This window comes from Roseococcus sp. YIM B11640 (assembly GCF_049727625.1).
GTDB lineage: Bacteria > Pseudomonadota > Alphaproteobacteria > Acetobacterales > Acetobacteraceae > Roseococcus.
Genome location: NZ_JBBJOZ010000002.1, coordinates 830,874 through 847,373, shown reverse-complemented (window position 1 = coordinate 847,373; position 16,500 = coordinate 830,874). Strand labels below are relative to the sequence as shown.

At 71.5% G+C, this 16,500-nt stretch carries 16 protein-coding genes; 7 read left to right on the top strand and 9 right to left on the bottom strand.

Features of this window, described 5'->3' with window-relative positions; all coding sequences use genetic code 11:
* Window positions 1-50: 50 nt before the first annotated feature.
* Window positions 51-419 (bottom strand): hypothetical protein, encoded by a 369-nt coding sequence (locus tag WJM96_RS11490; protein ID WP_424812625.1) that lies wholly within the window; start codon window positions 417-419, stop codon window positions 51-53.
* A 201-nt stretch (window positions 420-620) separates the two neighbouring features.
* Between WJM96_RS11490 and glpK the strand changes: the two genes are divergently transcribed.
* Genes glpK through WJM96_RS11475 form a run of 3 tightly spaced genes read left to right on the top strand, consistent with a single transcriptional unit; the run spans window position 621 to window position 3,853 of the window.
* Entirely contained in the window at window positions 621-2,108 is a 1,488-nt protein-coding gene (gene glpK / locus WJM96_RS11485) for a glycerol kinase GlpK (RefSeq protein WP_424812624.1), read from the top strand.
* A gap of 42 nt (window positions 2,109-2,150) precedes the next feature.
* Window positions 2,151-3,536: an acyclic terpene utilization AtuA family protein gene (locus tag WJM96_RS11480; RefSeq protein WP_424812623.1), complete on the top strand. Its 1,386-nt coding sequence runs from the start codon at window positions 2,151-2,153 to the stop codon at window positions 3,534-3,536.
* A complete protein-coding gene (locus WJM96_RS11475) occupies window positions 3,533-3,853 on the top strand; it encodes an AtuA-related protein (protein WP_424812622.1) in 321 nt (106 codons plus the stop codon). Before WJM96_RS11480 ends, WJM96_RS11475 begins: the two co-directional genes overlap by 4 nt.
* Window positions 3,854-3,896: 43 nt before the next feature.
* On the opposite strand, the gene WJM96_RS11470 is transcribed toward WJM96_RS11475, so the two are convergent.
* Window positions 3,897-4,622, bottom strand: coding sequence for an aspartate/glutamate racemase family protein (locus tag WJM96_RS11470; RefSeq protein ID WP_424812621.1), 726 nt, complete (start codon window positions 4,620-4,622; stop codon window positions 3,897-3,899).
* 62 nt (window positions 4,623-4,684) lie between these two features.
* Between WJM96_RS11470 and WJM96_RS11465 the strand changes: the two genes are divergently transcribed.
* A complete protein-coding gene (locus tag WJM96_RS11465) occupies window positions 4,685-6,319 on the top strand; it encodes a methyl-accepting chemotaxis protein (protein ID WP_424812620.1) in 1,635 nt (544 codons plus the stop codon).
* Window positions 6,316-7,488, top strand: coding sequence for a PP2C family protein-serine/threonine phosphatase (locus tag WJM96_RS11460; RefSeq protein ID WP_424812619.1), 1,173 nt, complete (start codon window positions 6,316-6,318; stop codon window positions 7,486-7,488). The genes WJM96_RS11465 and WJM96_RS11460 overlap by 4 nt, the downstream gene beginning before the upstream one ends.
* Here the strand turns inward: WJM96_RS11460 and WJM96_RS11455 are convergent.
* The 7 genes from WJM96_RS11455 to WJM96_RS11425 all read right to left on the bottom strand — a co-directional run bounded on the left by WJM96_RS11455 (window position 7,485) and on the right by WJM96_RS11425 (window position 14,146).
* Complete coding sequence (locus tag WJM96_RS11455) at window positions 7,485-9,899, bottom strand: Hpt domain-containing protein (protein ID WP_424812618.1); 2,415 nt, start codon at window positions 9,897-9,899, stop codon at window positions 7,485-7,487. The two genes, WJM96_RS11460 and WJM96_RS11455, sit on opposite strands and share 4 nt — an antisense overlap.
* A 3-nt stretch (window positions 9,900-9,902) precedes the next feature.
* Window positions 9,903-10,556: a response regulator gene (locus WJM96_RS11450; RefSeq protein ID WP_424812617.1), complete on the bottom strand. Its 654-nt coding sequence runs from the start codon at window positions 10,554-10,556 to the stop codon at window positions 9,903-9,905.
* Entirely contained in the window at window positions 10,556-11,578 is a 1,023-nt protein-coding gene (locus WJM96_RS11445; RefSeq protein WP_424812616.1) for a chemotaxis protein CheB, read from the bottom strand. Before WJM96_RS11445 ends, WJM96_RS11450 begins: the two co-directional genes overlap by 1 nt.
* Entirely contained in the window at window positions 11,578-12,513 is a 936-nt protein-coding gene (locus tag WJM96_RS11440) for a chemotaxis protein CheW (RefSeq protein ID WP_424812615.1), read from the bottom strand. Before WJM96_RS11440 ends, WJM96_RS11445 begins: the two co-directional genes overlap by 1 nt.
* The gene (locus WJM96_RS11435; protein WP_424812614.1) at window positions 12,506-13,303 is read right to left on the bottom strand and encodes a CheR family methyltransferase; all 798 of its coding nucleotides are present in this window, start codon (window positions 13,301-13,303) and stop codon (window positions 12,506-12,508) included. The genes WJM96_RS11440 and WJM96_RS11435 overlap by 8 nt, the downstream gene beginning before the upstream one ends.
* A 2-nt stretch (window positions 13,304-13,305) precedes the next feature.
* Complete coding sequence (locus tag WJM96_RS11430; protein ID WP_424812613.1) at window positions 13,306-13,629, bottom strand: STAS domain-containing protein; 324 nt, start codon at window positions 13,627-13,629, stop codon at window positions 13,306-13,308.
* A gap of 103 nt (window positions 13,630-13,732) precedes the next feature.
* Complete coding sequence (locus WJM96_RS11425; RefSeq protein WP_424812612.1) at window positions 13,733-14,146, bottom strand: ATP-binding protein; 414 nt, start codon at window positions 14,144-14,146, stop codon at window positions 13,733-13,735.
* Window positions 14,147-14,283: 137 nt separating this feature from the next.
* On the opposite strand from WJM96_RS11425, the gene WJM96_RS11420 reads away from it, so the two are divergent.
* Complete coding sequence (locus WJM96_RS11420) at window positions 14,284-14,937, top strand: hypothetical protein (protein ID WP_424812611.1); 654 nt, start codon at window positions 14,284-14,286, stop codon at window positions 14,935-14,937.
* Window positions 14,937-16,490: a Na/Pi symporter gene (locus WJM96_RS11415; protein WP_424812610.1), complete on the top strand. Its 1,554-nt coding sequence runs from the start codon at window positions 14,937-14,939 to the stop codon at window positions 16,488-16,490. The genes WJM96_RS11420 and WJM96_RS11415 overlap by 1 nt, the downstream gene beginning before the upstream one ends.
* The last annotated feature ends 10 nt before the right edge of the window (window positions 16,491-16,500 follow it).

Below are 16,500 nucleotides of genomic sequence, written 5' to 3'. Positions count from 1 at the left end.
TCCTGAGGGGCGGGGTCTGCCCGGATTCTAGCCCCGCCCATCCGCCGCGGCTAGCGCCGGGGCGGGATCTCCGAGATCAGCAGCTTGGCCGGGGCGCCCGCGCCACCGCCGAAAACGCCGATCCAGATGTCGTACTGGCCGGAGGCCGGCCGGTTCAGCACGATGCCGGGGTTCAGGTCGTTCATGTCGTCATTGCAGACCCACGAGCCGTCCGGGAGGTTCACGACCAGCGTCGTGTCGCTTCCCGACTGAACCGAGATGTAGAGAGGGTACTGGCCGGCCGTGTACTGCAGCCGCACATCCGGCGCATTGGCTATGGAGCCGGTGCAGCCATTGCCCAGCCGTTCGGAATTGATGTTGCCGCCGGCGGTGACGTCGATGGAACGGGGATCGGGCTGGAAGTTGGTCGTCAGCTCCATGGTCCCGAATGTCGGACGGAGATTGAAGTCCTGAGCCAGAACCGGGGTTGAGGCGAGACCTGCCACCAGTAAAGCGGCGGCGAACTTGTTGACCATGGGGGAGTTTCCGTTTCTGCTCATGGAAAGCACTGAAATTAGGTGCTAATTGTATGCCAAGTCAACGGTTCTGGGGGTGGTCGCAGCCGCGGCCATAGGTGTTGCGTGCCACTCATTCTGGCTCTGGATCAGGGTACCACTTCGACGCGCGCCATCGCCTATGACGCATCGCTCGCGCAGCGTGGAATCGCGCAGATCGACCTGCCGCAGCATTTTCCGGCGCCCGGCTGGGTGGAGCATGAGCCCGAGGACATCGCGGCACATGCGATCGTGGTGCTCAACCGCGCGCTGGCGCAGGCAGGCGGTTCGCCTTCGGATGTGGCGGGCATCGGCATCACGAACCAGCGCGAGACGAGCGTCCTGTGGCACCGCGCGAGCGGCCGTTCTCTTGGCCGCGCCCTGGCGTGGCAGGACCGCCGCACCGCAGCGCAATGCGATGCGCTGCGCGAGGCGGGGCACGAGAAGCTGATCACCGAGCGTACCGGTCTGCTTCTTGACCCCTACTTCTCCGCGACGAAGCTCGCCTGGATGCTGGACAATACGCCCGGTGCCCGCGACGCGGCGAGGCGCGGCGAGCTGTGCTTCGGCACGGTGGAGAGCTACCTGCTCTACCACCTCACCGAAGGCCGCGTGCATGCGACCGACGCCACCAACGCGGCGCGCACGCTGCTCTTCGACATCCATCGCGGCTGCTGGGATGACGAGCTGCTGGAGCTCTTCGACATTCCGCGCGCCGTGCTGCCGGAGGTTCGCGATTGTGCCGGCCATATGGGCGAAACGCGCATGCTGGGCGGTTGCATTCCCATCCTCGGCATGGCGGGCGATCAGCAGGCAGCGACCATCGGCCAGGGCTGCTTCGCGCCGGGCATGATCAAGTCCACCTATGGCACCGGCTGCTTCGCGCTGCTGGTGACGGGGCAGGAGGCGGTCGTCTCGCACAACCGCCTGCTCACTACCATCGCCTGGCAGATCGCTGGGCAGCGCACCTACGCGCTCGAAGGCTCGATCTTCATGGCGGGTGCGACGGTGCAGTGGCTGCGCGATGGGCTGGGCATCATCAGCAATCCAGCCGAAGCCGGGGAACTCGCGGCCCGGGCCAATCCGGAGGAACGCATCCACCTCGTGCCCGCCTTCACGGGCCTGGGCGCACCCTGGTGGGATGCCGACGCACGCGGCGCCATCCTGGGGCTGACACGCGCCACCGGTCGCGCCGAACTCTGCCGCGCGGCGCTGGAGAGCGTGGCGCTTCAGACCTCAGACCTGCTCGATGCGATGCGGCGCGACTGGCCCGGCATGCGCGATACGGTGCTGCGCGTCGATGGCGGCATGGCGGCGAGCGATTGGACGATGCAGTTCCTCGCCGACATCCTTGGCGCGCCGATCGATCGCTCCGTGACCCATGAGACGACGGCCATGGGCGCGGCCTATCTCGCGGGTTACCAGGCCGGCCTCCTTCCTCCGCCGGGCGGCGAGGCGCTGCATTGGCGCCTCGACCGGCGCTTCGAACCGCTGATGGCGCAGGAGGAAGCCGAGCGCCGCAAGGCCGAATGGCGAAGGGCCGTGGTGCGCGTGCTGGCGCCCCACAGCGATTGACCGCGCTCCGGTCGCGACCGACACTCGAGGCCGGAGGAATTCATGTCAGATTGCGCCTTTCTCGTCGGTAACGGCGCCGGCTTCTCGGGCGACCGCGTGGACGCGCCGCTCCCCGTCCTGAAGACGCTCATCGCCAGCGGCAGGCCCTCGGCCATGTTCTTCGAGACGCTGGGCGAGCGCACGGTCGCACTGGCCCATCTCGAGAAGCGACGGGATCCGAATGCGGGCTACGAGCCGATGCTCGAGCGCCTGCTGGACCCGATCCTGGAACCCGCCAAGCAGCACGGCATTCCGCTTCTCGGCAATTGGGGCGCGGCCAATCCGCCGGCCGCGGCCCGCGCCGTGGCCAAGCTGGCGCTGCAGAAGGGCCTGCCCGATCTCCGCATCGCGCTGGTGGAAGGCGACGACGTCACGGGCCTCGTGGCGGGCGGCCAGCTGCCGGTGCACGAGGCCGATGCGGGGCTCGACATGGGCGCGTGGAGGCTGATCGCGGCCAATGCCTATATCGGCGCCGAGCCGCTGATCGAGGCGCTGAACCAGGATGCGGACGTGGTGGTGGCAGGGCGCACTTCCGATCCCGCGCTCGCCATCGCGCCGCTCGCGCATCACTTCGGCTGGCGGATGGACGACTGGGACCGGCTCGCCCTGGGGGCGGCCACAGGGCACCTGCTGGAATGCGGCAGCCAGGTTACCGGCGGCGTCTTCTGGGACCCTGGCTTCAAGGACATTCCCGACCCCGCGAATATCGGCTTCCCCATCGCGGAGGTGACGGCGGATGGCGGCCTCACCATCACCAAGGCCGCGAATACCGGCGGCATCGTGGATCTGCGCACGATCAAGGAGCAATTGCTCTACGAGCTGCATGATCCCTCGCACTACATCACGCCGGACGTCGTACTCGACATCGGCGAATGCGCGGTGGAGCAGACGGGCCGGGATCGCGTTGCCATCTCCGGGCTTCGCGGGCACGCGCGCCCCGACACGCTGAAGGTGACGGCGAGCTTCGAGGGAAGCTGGCTGGGCGAGGGCGAAGTCTCGGTCGCCGGGCCTAATGCGCTGGCCCGCGCCCGAGCCACGGCCGATGTTCTGCTGCAGCGCATGAAGATCCGCGGCCTCGACGTGCGGGCCCGCGTGGACCTCATCGGCGTGGCCAGCGTGCACGACAGCGACCAGGGCGCGCTCTGGCGCGGCTATGACGGGCCGGAGCCGCCGGATATCCGCATCCGCCTCGCCGTCGAATCGCCCCATCGCGACGATGCCGACCAGGCCTCGCGCGAGGTGCTGGCGATGCTCTGCTGCGGCACGGCGGGAACGGGCGGCGCGCGGTGGCGCGTGACCCCGCGCATCCTGACGCGCAGCCATCTCGTCCTGCGGGAGCGCGTGCCGACGCGCGCTACTGTCCGCACCGCCCGGGAGATCGCGGCATGAAGACCGTCCTGCTGCACGAGATCGCGCACAGCCGCGCGGGCGACAAGGGCAACCGCCTCAACATGTCGCTCATGCCCTACAAGCCCGAGCACTACGACCTGCTCGCGGAACAGGTGACGGAGGCGCGGGTGCTGGAATTGTTCCGTCATCGCGGCGCCACCACCTGCCGCCGCTACGACCTGCCGAAGCTGCATGCTTTCAATTTCGTGGTGGATGAGGTGCTGGAGGGCGGCGTGAACGGCAGCCTCAACCTCGACGGGCACGGCAAGACCAACTCGTTCCGGTTGTTGTCCCTAACCGTCGAGGTTCCCGACTAGCGTCCGATATGCTGAGGCGCGGCCGAAGCAGTGAGTCGGCCGCTCAACCGTACAGGCTTGTCAGCGACGCTTCATAGCCTGCGAGCGGGCGCGACCGTCGGGGGCGCTGCGTGGGCGCCAGGCCGGCCAGGGCGGCCGCGAGGCGGACGCCGGCGGCGGTTCCGTCCAGCAGCGGCACCGGCACGTCGGGCGCCAGCAGCGGCGCCAGCCCCGCGAGCGGGCCGCCCGCGAGGATGACCACCTCCGCACCATCCTGCTCGATGCTCTCCCGGCAAAGGGTGAGGATCATCTCCCTCCGCTCCTCCGCGACGCGGCCCGGATCCCCCGAGAAGGCGGGCCCCATGCGGAAGCCCGCGCAGCGGGAGGCGAGGCCCGCGCGCTCCAGGCAGTCCTCGAACATCGGGCGGAGCGCGGCGGTGAAGCTCACGATGCCGAAGCGCCGGCCCAGCAGGCAGGCCGCATGGAAGGCGGCCTCGCTGATGCCGATGACGGGGACGTCGAACATCTCCTTGGCGGCCTCGACGCCCGGGTCGCCGAAACAGGCGACGACGGCGGCATCGAACATGCCGCGCCGCGCGGCCAGCGCGGCCACGGTGGCGGGGCCGGCCACCATCCAATCCGCGCGCGTCACGATGAGGGGCAGGCCGAAGGGCGCCGAGACGGTCTCGATCGCGAAGCCCTCGGGCCGGACTGCCTCCGCCGCGAGGGCGATGCGGGCGGTCACGGAATCGGTGGTGTTGCTGTTCACGACCAGAATGCGGCGCAGCATAGGAAACTCCTGTTAGGAGGACATTGGCCCCGGGGCGGGAAATAGGATTATCCTAGCCCCCGATGGCGCCCGACACACAGGTCCCGGCCTCGACAGGCCCCGGTTACACCGGCTCGCTGCGCGGCGGTGCGGCGACGCCGGCGCATGGGCGTTTCCTGGGACGGATCGGCACCCGCGCCGCCCTGATCCTGCTGCTCATGCTGCTGGTGCTCGCAGCGCTCGCGGGAAGTTCTCTCTACGTCCAGCAGCGCCAAGGGGTGATCATCGAGGAAATGGGCGTCCGCGACCGCGCCGCCATCGAGGCGGTGGACGACTTCTCGAACGACGTCGCGGATTTCGCGCAGGGATTCGCCGCGGTGCTGGCCGGCGTGCTGCCGCCGACCGTGACCGCGCCGCGCATGGAGCGCAATGCGGAGGGTATCACCGAGAGCTTCGACCTTCTGATGTCCATTGTGGGTTCGCGCATCGACCCGGTGGCCGCCGCCGGCGCCCGCGACATGCGCGCCCGCCTGCCGGACCTCGGCAACCGGGTCCGCGATGCCTTCGCCCGCCGGCAGCGCGACCAGTATGCGCCGCTGCAGGAGGAATGGCTCGACATGGTCGTCGCCTTCAACCGGCTGTCGAGCGATGCGCGGGGCATCGCGAAGGCGGATGCGGACAGCAACCTCAACCGCGCCCACCAGCTGCAGCGCGAGGGGCGGATCCTGACCTTCGTCGCCGGGGCGATGGGCCTGGTCGGTCTCGGGCTCGTCTGGTTCGTGCTGGTGGCGCTGACGGCGCGGCCGCTCGCGCGCCTCGCGGGTTCCATGCAGAAGCTCGCGCGCGGCGACGCCGAGGTTGAGGTCCCCGGTGCGGGCCGCGCCGACCAGGTCGGCGAGATGGCGCGCGCCGTGGAGGTCTTCAAGACGAACCTCGCCAACTCGAACCGCCTCATGGAGCAGGCGCTGGAAGGAGCGCGGCGGACAGCCGTTGTCACGACACAGGCCAGCCAGGCGATCGGCCAGGTGAGCGAGGGCGCGATGACCCAGCTGGCGGAGCTGCGCCAGGTTTCCGACGCGCTGGGGCATACGACCGAGGCCGTGGCCGACGTCGGGCGATCCACCCAGCAGGCGCGTGACACGGCGGCACGGGCACAGGCCCTGCTGAGCCAGAGCCTCGAGAAGGTGCGCCAGCTCATCGAGACGGTGGATGCCGTGGGCGACGATACCGAGCGCGTGACCCGCATTGCCGGCACCATCGCCAAGATCGCGACGCAGACGAACATCCTCGCCATCAATGCCGCGATCGAGGCGGCGCGCGCGGGCGAGCATGGGCGCGGCCTTGCCGTCGTGGCGGAGGAGGTACGCGCGCTGGCCGCAAATACCGAGGCGCTGGCGCAGGAGATCGCCGACGTGGTCTTCGCCGCCGGACGGCGCACGCGCGAGGGCGCGGGCACCGCCGCCGCGGTGGGCGAGGCGATGGACGATTTCGAGCGGCTGAGCGGGGAGAGCGCGCGTCTGGCCGCCGCCATCGCCGTGGCCATGGAAGAACAGCAGACCACTATCGCTACGCTCGACGAGCGCGTGGCGGTCCTGACGCGCATCGGCCAGTCGAACGCGACGGCCGCGGAGGAAATCACCGTGACGATGATCGACCTGTCCCGCCTGGCGAGTGAATCGCGCAGCGCGGTGGAGAGCATGGCGGCCCGTCCGGAATGAGCGAAGCGCCTGCGGGGACTGCCGGCGCGCAGATCCTGGTTGTCGACGACAGCAGCTTCAACCGCCTGCTGCTGAAGCGCCGCCTGGCGGAGCTCGGCTATGGCGAGCCGGATATGGCGGTGAATGGCGTCGAGGCGCTGGCCGCCATCGCCGCCAAGCGCTTCGACGTCGTCCTACTGGATCTCGAGATGCCTGAGCTCGACGGCATCGGCGTGCTGGAGCGGCTCCACGGTCAGAACGGGGCGCCGCCGGTCATCGTCATCTCGGCGCAGACGGAGATGTCCGGCGTCATCCGCTGCATCGAGCTGGGCGCAGAGGACTACCTGCCCAAATCCTTCGACCCGCCGCTGCTCAAGGCGCGCCTCCAGGCCGTGCTGGAGAAGAAGCGCCTGCGCGATCTGGCGGACGAGCGGCTGCGTGCGCTGGAGGCGGAGCTGGAAAGCGCGCGCCGCGCACAGCTCTCGCTGGTGCCACGGGACTTCACCGGGCTTTCCCGCGGCCGGCTGACGGTCGCGGCGCATATGGAGCCGGCGCGCGAAGTGGGTGGCGACCTCTACGACATGCGCTGGGTGGGCGCGGGGCACTTGGTCTTCGTCGTGGCGGATGTAGCGGGAAAGGGTGCCTCGGCGGGCCTGACCATGGCGCGCAGCATGGGCCTCATCCGCGCGGGGCTGCGCCTCGCCGAAATTAGGGGCGAGGTGCCCGATCCGGGCCGCCTGCTGGCCCTGGCCAATGACGATCTCGCCGCCGACAATCCGGACATGACCTTCGTCACCGCCGCGCTGGGCGTGCTCGATGCGGAGACCGGCGAGGGGCGCATCTGCGTCGCGGGGCATGAGGCGCCGCTGCTGCTCTCGGATGCGGGGGTGCGCATGATGGGCGGCTATTCCATCCAGCCGGCGCTCGGCGTGATGGAGGAGTTCCCGTATTCCAGCACGGGCTTCACGCTGACGCCCGGCGAGACGCTGCTGTTGCTGACCGACGGTGTGACCGAGGCACAGGACGCACCGGGCGATCTCTTCGGCAAGGACCGCGTCGTGGAGGCGCTGTCGGGCCAGATAGAGCCGGGGCCGGCCATCGAGGCGCTGCTGAGGGGCATGGCGGACTTCGTGAAGGGAGCCCCGCCGGCGGACGACGTGACGGTCCTCGCGGTGCGCTACCTTCCCTAGAGGCCGTCCGGTTCCAGCAGCAGAACAGGATCGCCGTTGCCGAGAACACCAACGCCCCCCACGCCCGGTGTGCCGGCCAGCGCCGGGTGGAGCGGCTTCAGCAGCAGGTCCGTCCGCCGCCCAAGGCGATGGACCGCGAGCGCCAGCGCCCCGGCGGGACGCCGAAGCAGGACCACGGCGCTGCTTTCGACCGGCGGCAGGTGCAGGATGGATTCCAGCGTGGTGATGGCCTGTCCCTTCGCCAGCTGCTCCGGCCGCACCACCGCCTCGACGCGGCCGGCGGGCAGGGCGTAGGGATGGCCCGCCGCTTCCACCAGCAGCACCGGCTGAATCGCCGCGGTTAACGGCAGGTCCAGCACGAAGCGTGTGCCCGCGCCCAGCCGGCTTTCCACGCGCACGGCGCCGCCCGCACGGCGGGCCGCGTCCTGCACGACGTCCAGCCCGACGCCACGACCTGAAGTCTCGCTCACCGCCTCGCGCGTCGAGAAGCCGGGCAGGAAGAGCAAAGCGTGGATTTCATCGGCGCCCAGGCGTGCGGCGGCATCCGGTGTGACGAGACCGCGATCGATAGCGCGCGCCAGGACAGCGCTGTCGTCAATGCCGCGCCCGTCGTCGCCGATGCTGACGAGGAGACGGCCGGGCAGGCGCTCGGCCGTCAGCAGGAGGCGCGCGGTGGCGGGCTTGCCCGCGCCGATGCGCTCGGCAGGCGGCTCGATGCCATGGTCCACCGCGTTCCGGACCAGATGCAGCAGCGGGTCGGCCAGCAGGTCCGCGAGGCTGCGGTCGATCTGCACATCCTCTCCCCGCACCTCGAGCGAGACCTGCTTGCCCTGTGATTCGGCGGTCGCGCGCAGCACGCGCGGCAGCCGCATGGCGAGGTTGGCGAAGGGCACGACGCGTAGCTCGATCACCGCCTCGTCCAGCTGGCCGAGCGCGATGGACAGCCGCTGGCTCGCGCGCGCGGCGACTCCATTGGCCGCCCGCAGCTTCTCGAGCGCCGAGCCGACGCGTAGCGCGGAGCCGGTCGGGAGCCGGGCCTGCAGCGCCGCGAGGTCGTCGAGCGCGGCCTGGGCCTGCGGCGCGGCCAGCGCATCGCCAAGGGCCAGCGCGGCCGCGCGCAATTCCGCCTCCAGCGCGATGACCGCGTCGATCCGGTCCTGCCGGACGCGCATGGTCGGCGCCGGCGGTGGCGCATCCGCCGGGGCGAGGTCGGCGAGGGCTGTGCCGTCGGGGTCCGCCTCGGCGCGCAGGGCGGCCAGCTCCTCGGCGGGAATGTCGCTCGCCACGAAGATGTCGAGGGCATCGGGCGGGCCCGCGCTGGCGAGCACCTCTCCCACACGGGCGAGGAAGGGTTCGGCGATCGTCTCGGCCGTCGGCAGCGGGCCCAGGCGCAGGCGCCAGATGCGGTGGCCGGAGGCCAGCGCGGCGGCCGCGCGCGGGTGGGCGGATGAGGGCAGCGCCGCCGCCAGGCCCGGCGTCAGCGGCGGCGGCGGAGGCCGGGCACGCTCGGAAAGAGGCGAGAGCTTCGGGGCCAGCAGCGCCGAACGGAAAGCTTCGGCGAGCTCCTTCAGCCGGGCCTCGGCCTCCGCGGAACCCCGCCCGGCAAGATCCTGGATCTGCCGTGCCAGCGCCTCGGCTTGGTCGTCGCCCACGGCGTCGGCGCAAGCGGCAAGCCGTTCGGCCAGGTCGCGCAGAGAGGCATCGCCGGCGTCCAGTGCCGCCGCCAGCGTCGTGGCGGCGGGTTGCAGGTCGCCGGCCAGGTGAGGCACGGGATCGCCGCCGGTCGCGGCCTGCAGCAGGCCGAGGGCGCGCCGTAGCCGGCCGAGCGCGGCGAGGGGATCGGCCGCACCGGGGACCGCGTCGTAGAGCGCGGCGAGGCGCGGAAGTCGGGCCTCCCGGGCCGCGTGCGCCAGCGCGCGTGCCGCCTCGGGCTCGCCCTGGAGGCGCGGGAATTCGGCGGCGAAGCGCGAGGCGATGGTGGCGCGCAGCGGATCCACGGATTGGGCCGCGGGCTCCGGACCTGGCGGCGCCGCCTCCGTGTCGGCGGGCCGGCCCTCCGCCAGCGCAGCGAGATTCGCGAGCAATACGGCCGGGGGCTGGCGGTCCTGGCGTTGGTCCAGCAGCGCCGAGCGCAGTCCGCGCAGCTCGTCCACCGCCTGCAGCAGCACATCCCGCGCGTGTGAATCGAGCGCCAGCTTGCCGCCGCGGGCGAGGCCCAGCACGTCCTCCGCCTTGTGCGCGAGCGCGGCGAGGCCCGAAGCCCCGATGGCCGAGGACATCCCCTTGAGGCTGTGCATCGCGCGGAACAGCACGTCGATGGCGGTGTCGCCCGCGAGGCCGTGTTCCAGCGCATCCAGGTGCTCGGCCGTCTCGGCGGCGAATTCCTCCCAGAGCGGGTCGTCGGCCTCCATGGCTCAGCCTCCCACGGCTCGCCGCGCGGTTGCGAGGATTTCTGCCCCGCTGCGTTCCGCGATGTCGGGGGAGAGCGCGCCGGAGGGCTTGGCCACCGCGGCGAAAGCGCCACGCCGCAGCACCTCGAGCGCCGCGGGGCTGCCTGGATGCGCGGCGGAGGAGACGACCACCACCGCCCCGTGGCCCGCCAGCGCCCATTCGGCGAGGAACCCCATGCCGTCGAGCACGGGCATCTCGAGATCGAGCAAAGTCAGCGCGGGCTTGAGCTCCGCCTGGGCGGCGAGGCCCGCCGCGCCGTCCGCGGCCTCGCCTATTACGGCGAAGCGCGGATCGGCGGCGAGGATGCCGCGCAGCATGCGGCGCATCATGGCGCTGTCGTCGATGATGAGGGTGCGGATGGGCTGCGCCTCCGCTTCGGTCTCACCGCCCGAGGCCATGGCCGCGAGGCCTTCGGCGGCGCCGCGCAGCTCATCGAGCTCCGTCGCGGCTTCCAGCTCGCGGAGGCGGGCCTGCAGCCGCGCCATTTGCATCCCGTCCGCCATGGCGCGCAGCTGAGCGAGCTGGCGCTGCGCCCCTGCCATGTCGCGCGAATCCGCCAGCGCGGCGCAGAGGGACGCGAATTCCTCGCGGAAGGCGGCGAGAAGCTCCTCGTCCATCACGTCTGGTCCCAGAGGTGGCGCAGGCGCAGGCCGATGGCGTCGGGTACCAGCGCCTCGGCACCCGGAACGGCGGAGCGCGTCGCCTCCGGCATCCCCGCCACCACGGCCGAAGCCGCCTCCTGCACCAGGACGCGTCCGCCCTGGCGCGCGAGGGCCGCGGCGCCTTCCGCGCCGTCTTCACCCATCCCCGTCAGCACGACGGCGCAGGCCGGCAGGCCCAACAGCGCGGCGGAGCGGAAGAGCAGGTTGGCGGAGGGATGCACCGGGGAAGAACTGGGCGAGAGCCGCAGGGCGAGACCGCCATGCAGGCGCAGTAGCACGCCGTCCGTGGGCAGCAGCACGGCCTCACCCGGCGCCAGCGCGCGCCCATTCTCCGCGACGCGCACGGGCCAGCCGGCGCGGCGCGCGAGAAGCTGCGCCAGCTCGGGCGCCAGGCCGCGCGGCATGTGCTGGGCAATGGCGACGGGTACGGGGAGCGGGCCGCAGGCCGAGAGCAGCGCCGACAGCGCCTCCGGCCCACCCGTGGACGCGCCAATCACCACCAGCGGTGGGGCATCGCCCCCCGCGTCGCGCGGCGGCGGCTCGTTGGCCGGGAGGAGCAGCGGGCGGTGGCCCTGCGCATGCGCCCAGAAGCGCAGCCGGTCGCGCAGCGCGCGGTCGAGATGGCCGAGATCGAGCCCGCCGAGCCCCGTCTCCTTGCTCACGTAATCCGCGGCCCCCGCGGCTAGCGCGGCCAGCGCCGCCGGGCTGTCATCCTGCGTGTGCTGGCTGACCATCACCACGGCGGGCGGATTGGGCAGCGCCATGATGCGGCGCGTGGCCTCGATGCCGCCGAGCACGGGCATTTCCACATCCATCGCTACGACCTGCGGGTGGAGGCGCCGCACCGCATCCACCGCCGCCTCGCCGTCGGCGGCCTCGGCCACCACGCGCAGGTCGCCCTCGGCCTCGATGATGCGGCGCAGGGCGATCCGCATGAAGGCGCTGTCATCGGCCAGGACGACGGGGATCACGGCCATCAATGCGCTCCCAGCCGTCCGGCGGAGAGCACGGGCAGGGGCATGTCGCCCACGCGCGCCACGGCCGCGACCAATCCTTCGCGCTGGGCCAGAGGCGTGACGTCCGCGGCCGGGATGCGCCGCACGCCGGTCACCTGCTCCACCGCGACCAGCACCTCGGGTTGGAGGGCCAGGCGGATCATCGGGGCGGGGCCCCGCCGCAGCGCCGCCGCGCCGCCCAGGACAAGGCCCGCGTCGAGCACGGGCAGGACCGCTCCGCGATGCGCGGCCAGTCCAGCGAGGCCTGGGCGCGAGGTCGGCAGCGGCGAGGTCGGCGGCAGGACGGCGACGACGGTCTCGGCGGGAAGCGAGGCTTCGAGGCCCGCGGCCCGGAAGAGCATCAGGTGCCTCTCCGCCACCGCCGGCGGGACCGAATCCTCGCGTGCCGGCGGCGCGCAGGTGAGGGCTTGCCGGGCTTCGGGGGATTCGAGCCAGGCCGTGAAGCCGGCCATGGCCGGAATGGCGGGCCCGGCCTCGACGCGTGCGGCGGGGAGGCCGAAGCGGCGTCCCTCCCGGTGGAGCACCAGCAGCAGCACGGGCGCCTCGCCGCCATCCTCCGGCATGCCGGATGCGAAGGCGGTGTCGAGAACGAGTACCGGCGCGCCATCCGCTTGCGCCAGGCCAAGAACGCCATGGGGCGCGCCCGGGAAAGGGCGCATCGGCGTCATGGGCAGGATCCGCTCCGCCATCGCGGCAGGGATGGCGAGGGCGATGCCGCCCAACGAGAGGTGGAGCGAACCGATGCCAGTCGAATGCCGCCGGATCGCGGAGGTGATGGACTCGGCGAAGCTCGCCGCGGCTTCGGTGGGGGCGCGGGGCGGAAGCTGCGCCGGGTGGACCTGACCCTCGGCGAGGGTGAACCAGCCGCCGCCCGGGAGCGGGCGTGCTTCACTCATGGGCGGTCCAGAGCGCCTCGCCCGCCGGGAAGAGCTCGGGCGATCCGCGATCGGTGGGCCCGAGCGCCAGGATGCCGCCGGGCGCGAGCGAGGCCACGAGGCGCCGCAGCACTTCGGCGCGCGCATCTGCGGTCAGGTAGATGAGGACGTTGCGGCAGAAGACCACGTCGAAGCCTGTCTCGGACCAGCCGAGCAGGTTCGCCCGGGAGAACTGCAGCACCCGGCGCAACGAGGGATGCAGCCGCAGATTCTGACTCGCATCCTGGAACCACGGCCGGTCGGCGGCGGGAACCAGGGCCAGCGGGTCGCCCATGCCGAGATGGATCACGCCCGCCTCGGCGCTGGCCAGGGCGGGCCGGCACAGGTCCAGTCCCAGAACCTCGATGCCGGCACCAGGCACCGCACGGGTGGCCGAGAGCGCCATCGCCGCGAGGGTGAAGGCTTCCTCGCCGGTCGCGCAGCCGGCCGAGAGAATGCGCAGTTTGCGCCCTTCGGCCCGCGCGGCGGCGAGGCGCCCGGGCAGCAGGGCTGCAACGCCGGCGCATTGCGCGGGATGGCGGTAGAGGCGCGTCTCCTGTACCGTCACGGCATCGAGGAGCGCCGCCCAATGGGGCTCCTCCACATCCGGATGATCCAGATCGCAGGCCTCCACGAGGGAGGCCGCGCGGCGCAGCCGGGCCAGCAGGACAGGCGATGCGGCGAAGCCGGCAAGCGCCTCGAGCGCGGCCATCGCCGCCGCTTCGCGCTCCGTCGTCTCTGCGGCGGGTGCTGCGGCGGCGAGGCCGGACATGGTCAGGCGGCGGCGGCCTCGGCCCGCGTCGCGAAGGCCGGGATGATCTTGTCGAAGCCGCTGATCTCGAACACCTCGCGCACCGGGGCCTGAAGGCCCACCACCGAGAAGGACGCGCCGGCCGTCTTGGCCTGCTTGGCGGCCTTCAGCAGCACGCGCAGCCCGGCCGAGGATACGTAGCGGACATTCGCGAGGTCGGCGATCACGCCGCCCTTCTCCAGCAGGCCGAGGAGCTTCGCCTCGGTCACCGCGGCGGTGGCGGTGTCCAGGCGGCCGTCCAGAACGGCGACGGTCTTACCGCCCTCGGTGGTTTCCGTGATCTCCATACCCTTGCCTCTCCGTTCGGCTGACGTGCCCGTTTGCGGGATCCCGTGCAGCCTAGCCCACAAAATGGCTATCTGTAATCGGCCTCTACGATGACGTTGATCGTCAGTCCGCAACCATGAGCGAGCATGAAAGCCGGTTCAGGCCCGCCTGCCTCTCGTAGCGCACGCCCTGGGTCAGCTTGCGGACGAGGTGCACGCCAAGGCCGCCGATCTCCCGCTCCTCGACATCGGAATCGGTGTCGGCGTCATCGCGGGCGAGGGGATCATACTCCGGGCCGTCGTCCTGGATGCTGATATCCAAAGCACCATCCCGCGGCATGACGCTGAGCTCGAAATAGGTCGCGCCCTCGGCATGCATGGCGACATTCGCCGCGATTTCCTCGGCGACGAGATTGAGGCGCGCGGCGGCGGCCGGGTCGAGATCGGCCTCCTCGGCGTAGGCTTCGAGCGCATCGAGCAGCTCGGCGACGCTGTCCAGCGTGGCGGGTAGGCGCTGGTGAAAGCCTGTTCGGGTCAAACTTTTCGCTTTCCTGGACTGTATGTGAACAGGCTAGCGCATGCGGGCCCCGCATAGAACCTCCGCTTGACGCTGCGTCCGCATCCGTCCATCCCATCGAGATCGGAGACAAGGTCTTGTCCGGAAATGACATTTCCATGACAGATCGCGTCAGGACCCTGGGGCGCAGCCGCATGCTGGGCGGCCTCGTCGCACTTGTCGTCGTGCTGCAGGCCATGATCGGACTCTTTGCGCTCTGGTACAGCCATGCCGGCGAGCATGAGAGCCGCCAGCGCCTCGGCGCCTATACGCGCTCGCTCGACGCCTTGCGTGGCGCGCAGGCGAGCTTCGGCCTGCAAGTGCAGGAGTGGAAGAACATCCTGCTGCGCGACCGCGACGCGGCGCTCTCCGAACGGCACCGGGCGGGCCTCAGGGCGGCCGCCGATTCGGTGAGCTCCCACCTCTCGGAGGCACTCCGGGGCGCGGGCGTGACCGAGCGCGACATCGCCGAGTTGCGTGCCGCCCAGGTGATGCTGGTCCGCCGCTACGAGGCCGCGCTGCGCGACGCCGACCTCACCACTCTGGAAGGCCAGGCGCGCGCCGATGCGATGGTGCGCGGCGCTGACCGCGCCCTGCAGCAGGCGCTGGACCAGCAGGCCGAACGCCTGGGCGCTGCACACCGCACCGAGGCCGCCAGTGCGGCAGCGGCGGCGGAGCATCGCTACGCCCATCTTCGCCTGACCCTATTCATCTGCGCCGGGATCGGGCTGGTGCTCACCGTCCTGCTCATGTTGGCGCGCGGGAAGGCTTGATGGAGGCATTGGCGAGCCTCTTCGGCGGGCTTGGCCTGTTCTTCATCGGCGTGAAGGGTCTTTCGGGGCAGCTTTCCGCCCTGGCCGGCAGCCGGATGCGCGCCGCGATGGCGCATGGGACGGCGGGCCCCTGGCGGGCCGGGCTTCTCGGCCTGGTGCTGGGCCTCGTCACGCAAAGCAGCAGCGCCGTCACCTTCATCGCCGCATCCATGCGGGCGGCGGGGCTGATCGCGCCGCGCCGCGTGCTGCCGATCCTGGCCTGGGCGAATGCCGGGACGGCGGGCCTTGTGCTCCTGGCCACGCTGGACCTGCGCGTCATGGCGCTATGGCTGCTTGGGCTGGTGGGGTGCGTCAGCTACTTCGCGCCGGAGGGCGGCGGCCGCTGGCGACCTGCGCTGGGCGCGGCCTCGGGGCTCGCTCTGATGCTGCTCGGCCTCGGGCTCATCAAGCTCGGCGCGGCGCCGCTGCGCGAGTGGGAGGTGATCCGCGCCGTCATCGCCTTCGGAGGCGATGCCTGGCTGCCGCCCTTCATCCTCGGCGCGCTGGTGACGCTGGTGGCGCAATCCTCCTCCACCGTCTCCATCCTTGCGATCACCCTGAGATCGGCGGGGTTGGTGAGTTTCGACCAGGCAGTGGCGGCGATCTATGGCGCCTCGCTGGGCTCGGGCCTGGCGGTCTGGATATTGGCCGGCGGGTTGCAGGGCACGGCGCGGCAGCCAGTCATCTTCCAGGCGCTGCTGCGCTTCGCCGGCGCGGCGCTCTTCCTGCTGGCCATGGAGGTGGAGCGCGTCTTCGACATCCCGCTCGTGATCGCCGCCGTGGAAGCGGTGACGCATGCGGCCGACCTGCAGCTCGCGCTGATCTTCCTCCTGCTCCAGGTGGTAACGGCGCTGCTGGCCGCGCCGCTGCACCAGCCGCTCGAGCGCCTGCTCGGGCGGCTCGCGCCCGAGAGCGCGGTGGAGGCGGATTCCCGGCCGCGCTTCCTCTATCCGCAGGCGATCGAGGACGCTCCCTCGGCGCTTGCTCTGGTCGCGGCCGAGCAGGGCCGCCTGCATGACCGGATTCCGCGCATGCTCGACCCCGTCCGCGCTGAGCCGGATGGCGGGGATGCGGTGATCGTCGCGGCCAGCGCGGCGCTGGAGCAGGAGATCGCGCGGTTCATCGCCGCGCTGCTGGCGCGCGAGATGCCCGCAGAGGCCTTGGCGGACGCCGTGCGCCTCCAGGCACGCCTCGGCCTGCTCGCGACGCTGCGCGAGACGGTGTCGGATTTCGTCGCCGAGGGTAGCGCACTTCCCGACCCGCAGGTCCTCCGCCCCTTCGCGGCCATGGCGGAGGCGCTGCACATGCTGGTGAGCGAGTTGCGGGACCTCGACGGGCCCGAGAGCGCATCCTGGCTCGCCGAGCTCGCCTCGGACCGTGGCGAGATGATGCAGCGCTTGCGCCGCCAGGCGCTCGGCCTCGCGCAGGAGCGGCTTTTCGCGCTCACCGGCCTGTTCGAGCGCGGGGTCTGGCTGGTCCGCCGCCTTGCGCTGCTGGAGACGGAGCAGGTTTGACCTCGGCCGC

What these genes read in the sequence shown, in the direction of transcription:
- WJM96_RS11490 (WP_424812625.1), bottom strand. Translation starts at nt 419, where the DNA reads ATGGAGCTGACGACCAACTTCCAGCCCGATCCCCGTTCCATCGACGTC.
- WJM96_RS11480 (WP_424812623.1), top strand. Translation starts at nt 2,151, where the DNA reads ATGTCAGATTGCGCCTTTCTCGTCGGTAACGGCGCCGGCTTCTCGGGC.
- WJM96_RS11475 (WP_424812622.1), top strand. Translation starts at nt 3,533, where the DNA reads ATGAAGACCGTCCTGCTGCACGAGATCGCGCACAGCCGCGCGGGCGAC.
- WJM96_RS11470 (WP_424812621.1), bottom strand. Translation starts at nt 4,622, where the DNA reads ATGCTGCGCCGCATTCTGGTCGTGAACAGCAACACCACCGATTCCGTG.
- WJM96_RS11465 (WP_424812620.1), top strand. Translation starts at nt 4,685, where the DNA reads ATGGCGCCCGACACACAGGTCCCGGCCTCGACAGGCCCCGGTTACACC.
- WJM96_RS11460 (WP_424812619.1), top strand. Translation starts at nt 6,316, where the DNA reads ATGAGCGAAGCGCCTGCGGGGACTGCCGGCGCGCAGATCCTGGTTGTC.
- WJM96_RS11455 (WP_424812618.1), bottom strand. Translation starts at nt 9,899, where the DNA reads ATGGAGGCCGACGACCCGCTCTGGGAGGAATTCGCCGCCGAGACGGCC.
- WJM96_RS11450 (WP_424812617.1), bottom strand. Translation starts at nt 10,556, where the DNA reads ATGGACGAGGAGCTTCTCGCCGCCTTCCGCGAGGAATTCGCGTCCCTC.
- WJM96_RS11445 (WP_424812616.1), bottom strand. Translation starts at nt 11,578, where the DNA reads ATGGCCGTGATCCCCGTCGTCCTGGCCGATGACAGCGCCTTCATGCGG.
- WJM96_RS11440 (WP_424812615.1), bottom strand. Translation starts at nt 12,513, where the DNA reads ATGAGTGAAGCACGCCCGCTCCCGGGCGGCGGCTGGTTCACCCTCGCC.
- WJM96_RS11435 (WP_424812614.1), bottom strand. Translation starts at nt 13,303, where the DNA reads ATGTCCGGCCTCGCCGCCGCAGCACCCGCCGCAGAGACGACGGAGCGC.
- WJM96_RS11430 (WP_424812613.1), bottom strand. Translation starts at nt 13,629, where the DNA reads ATGGAGATCACGGAAACCACCGAGGGCGGTAAGACCGTCGCCGTTCTG.
- WJM96_RS11420 (WP_424812611.1), top strand. Translation starts at nt 14,284, where the DNA reads ATGACAGATCGCGTCAGGACCCTGGGGCGCAGCCGCATGCTGGGCGGC.
- WJM96_RS11415 (WP_424812610.1), top strand. Translation starts at nt 14,937, where the DNA reads ATGGAGGCATTGGCGAGCCTCTTCGGCGGGCTTGGCCTGTTCTTCATC.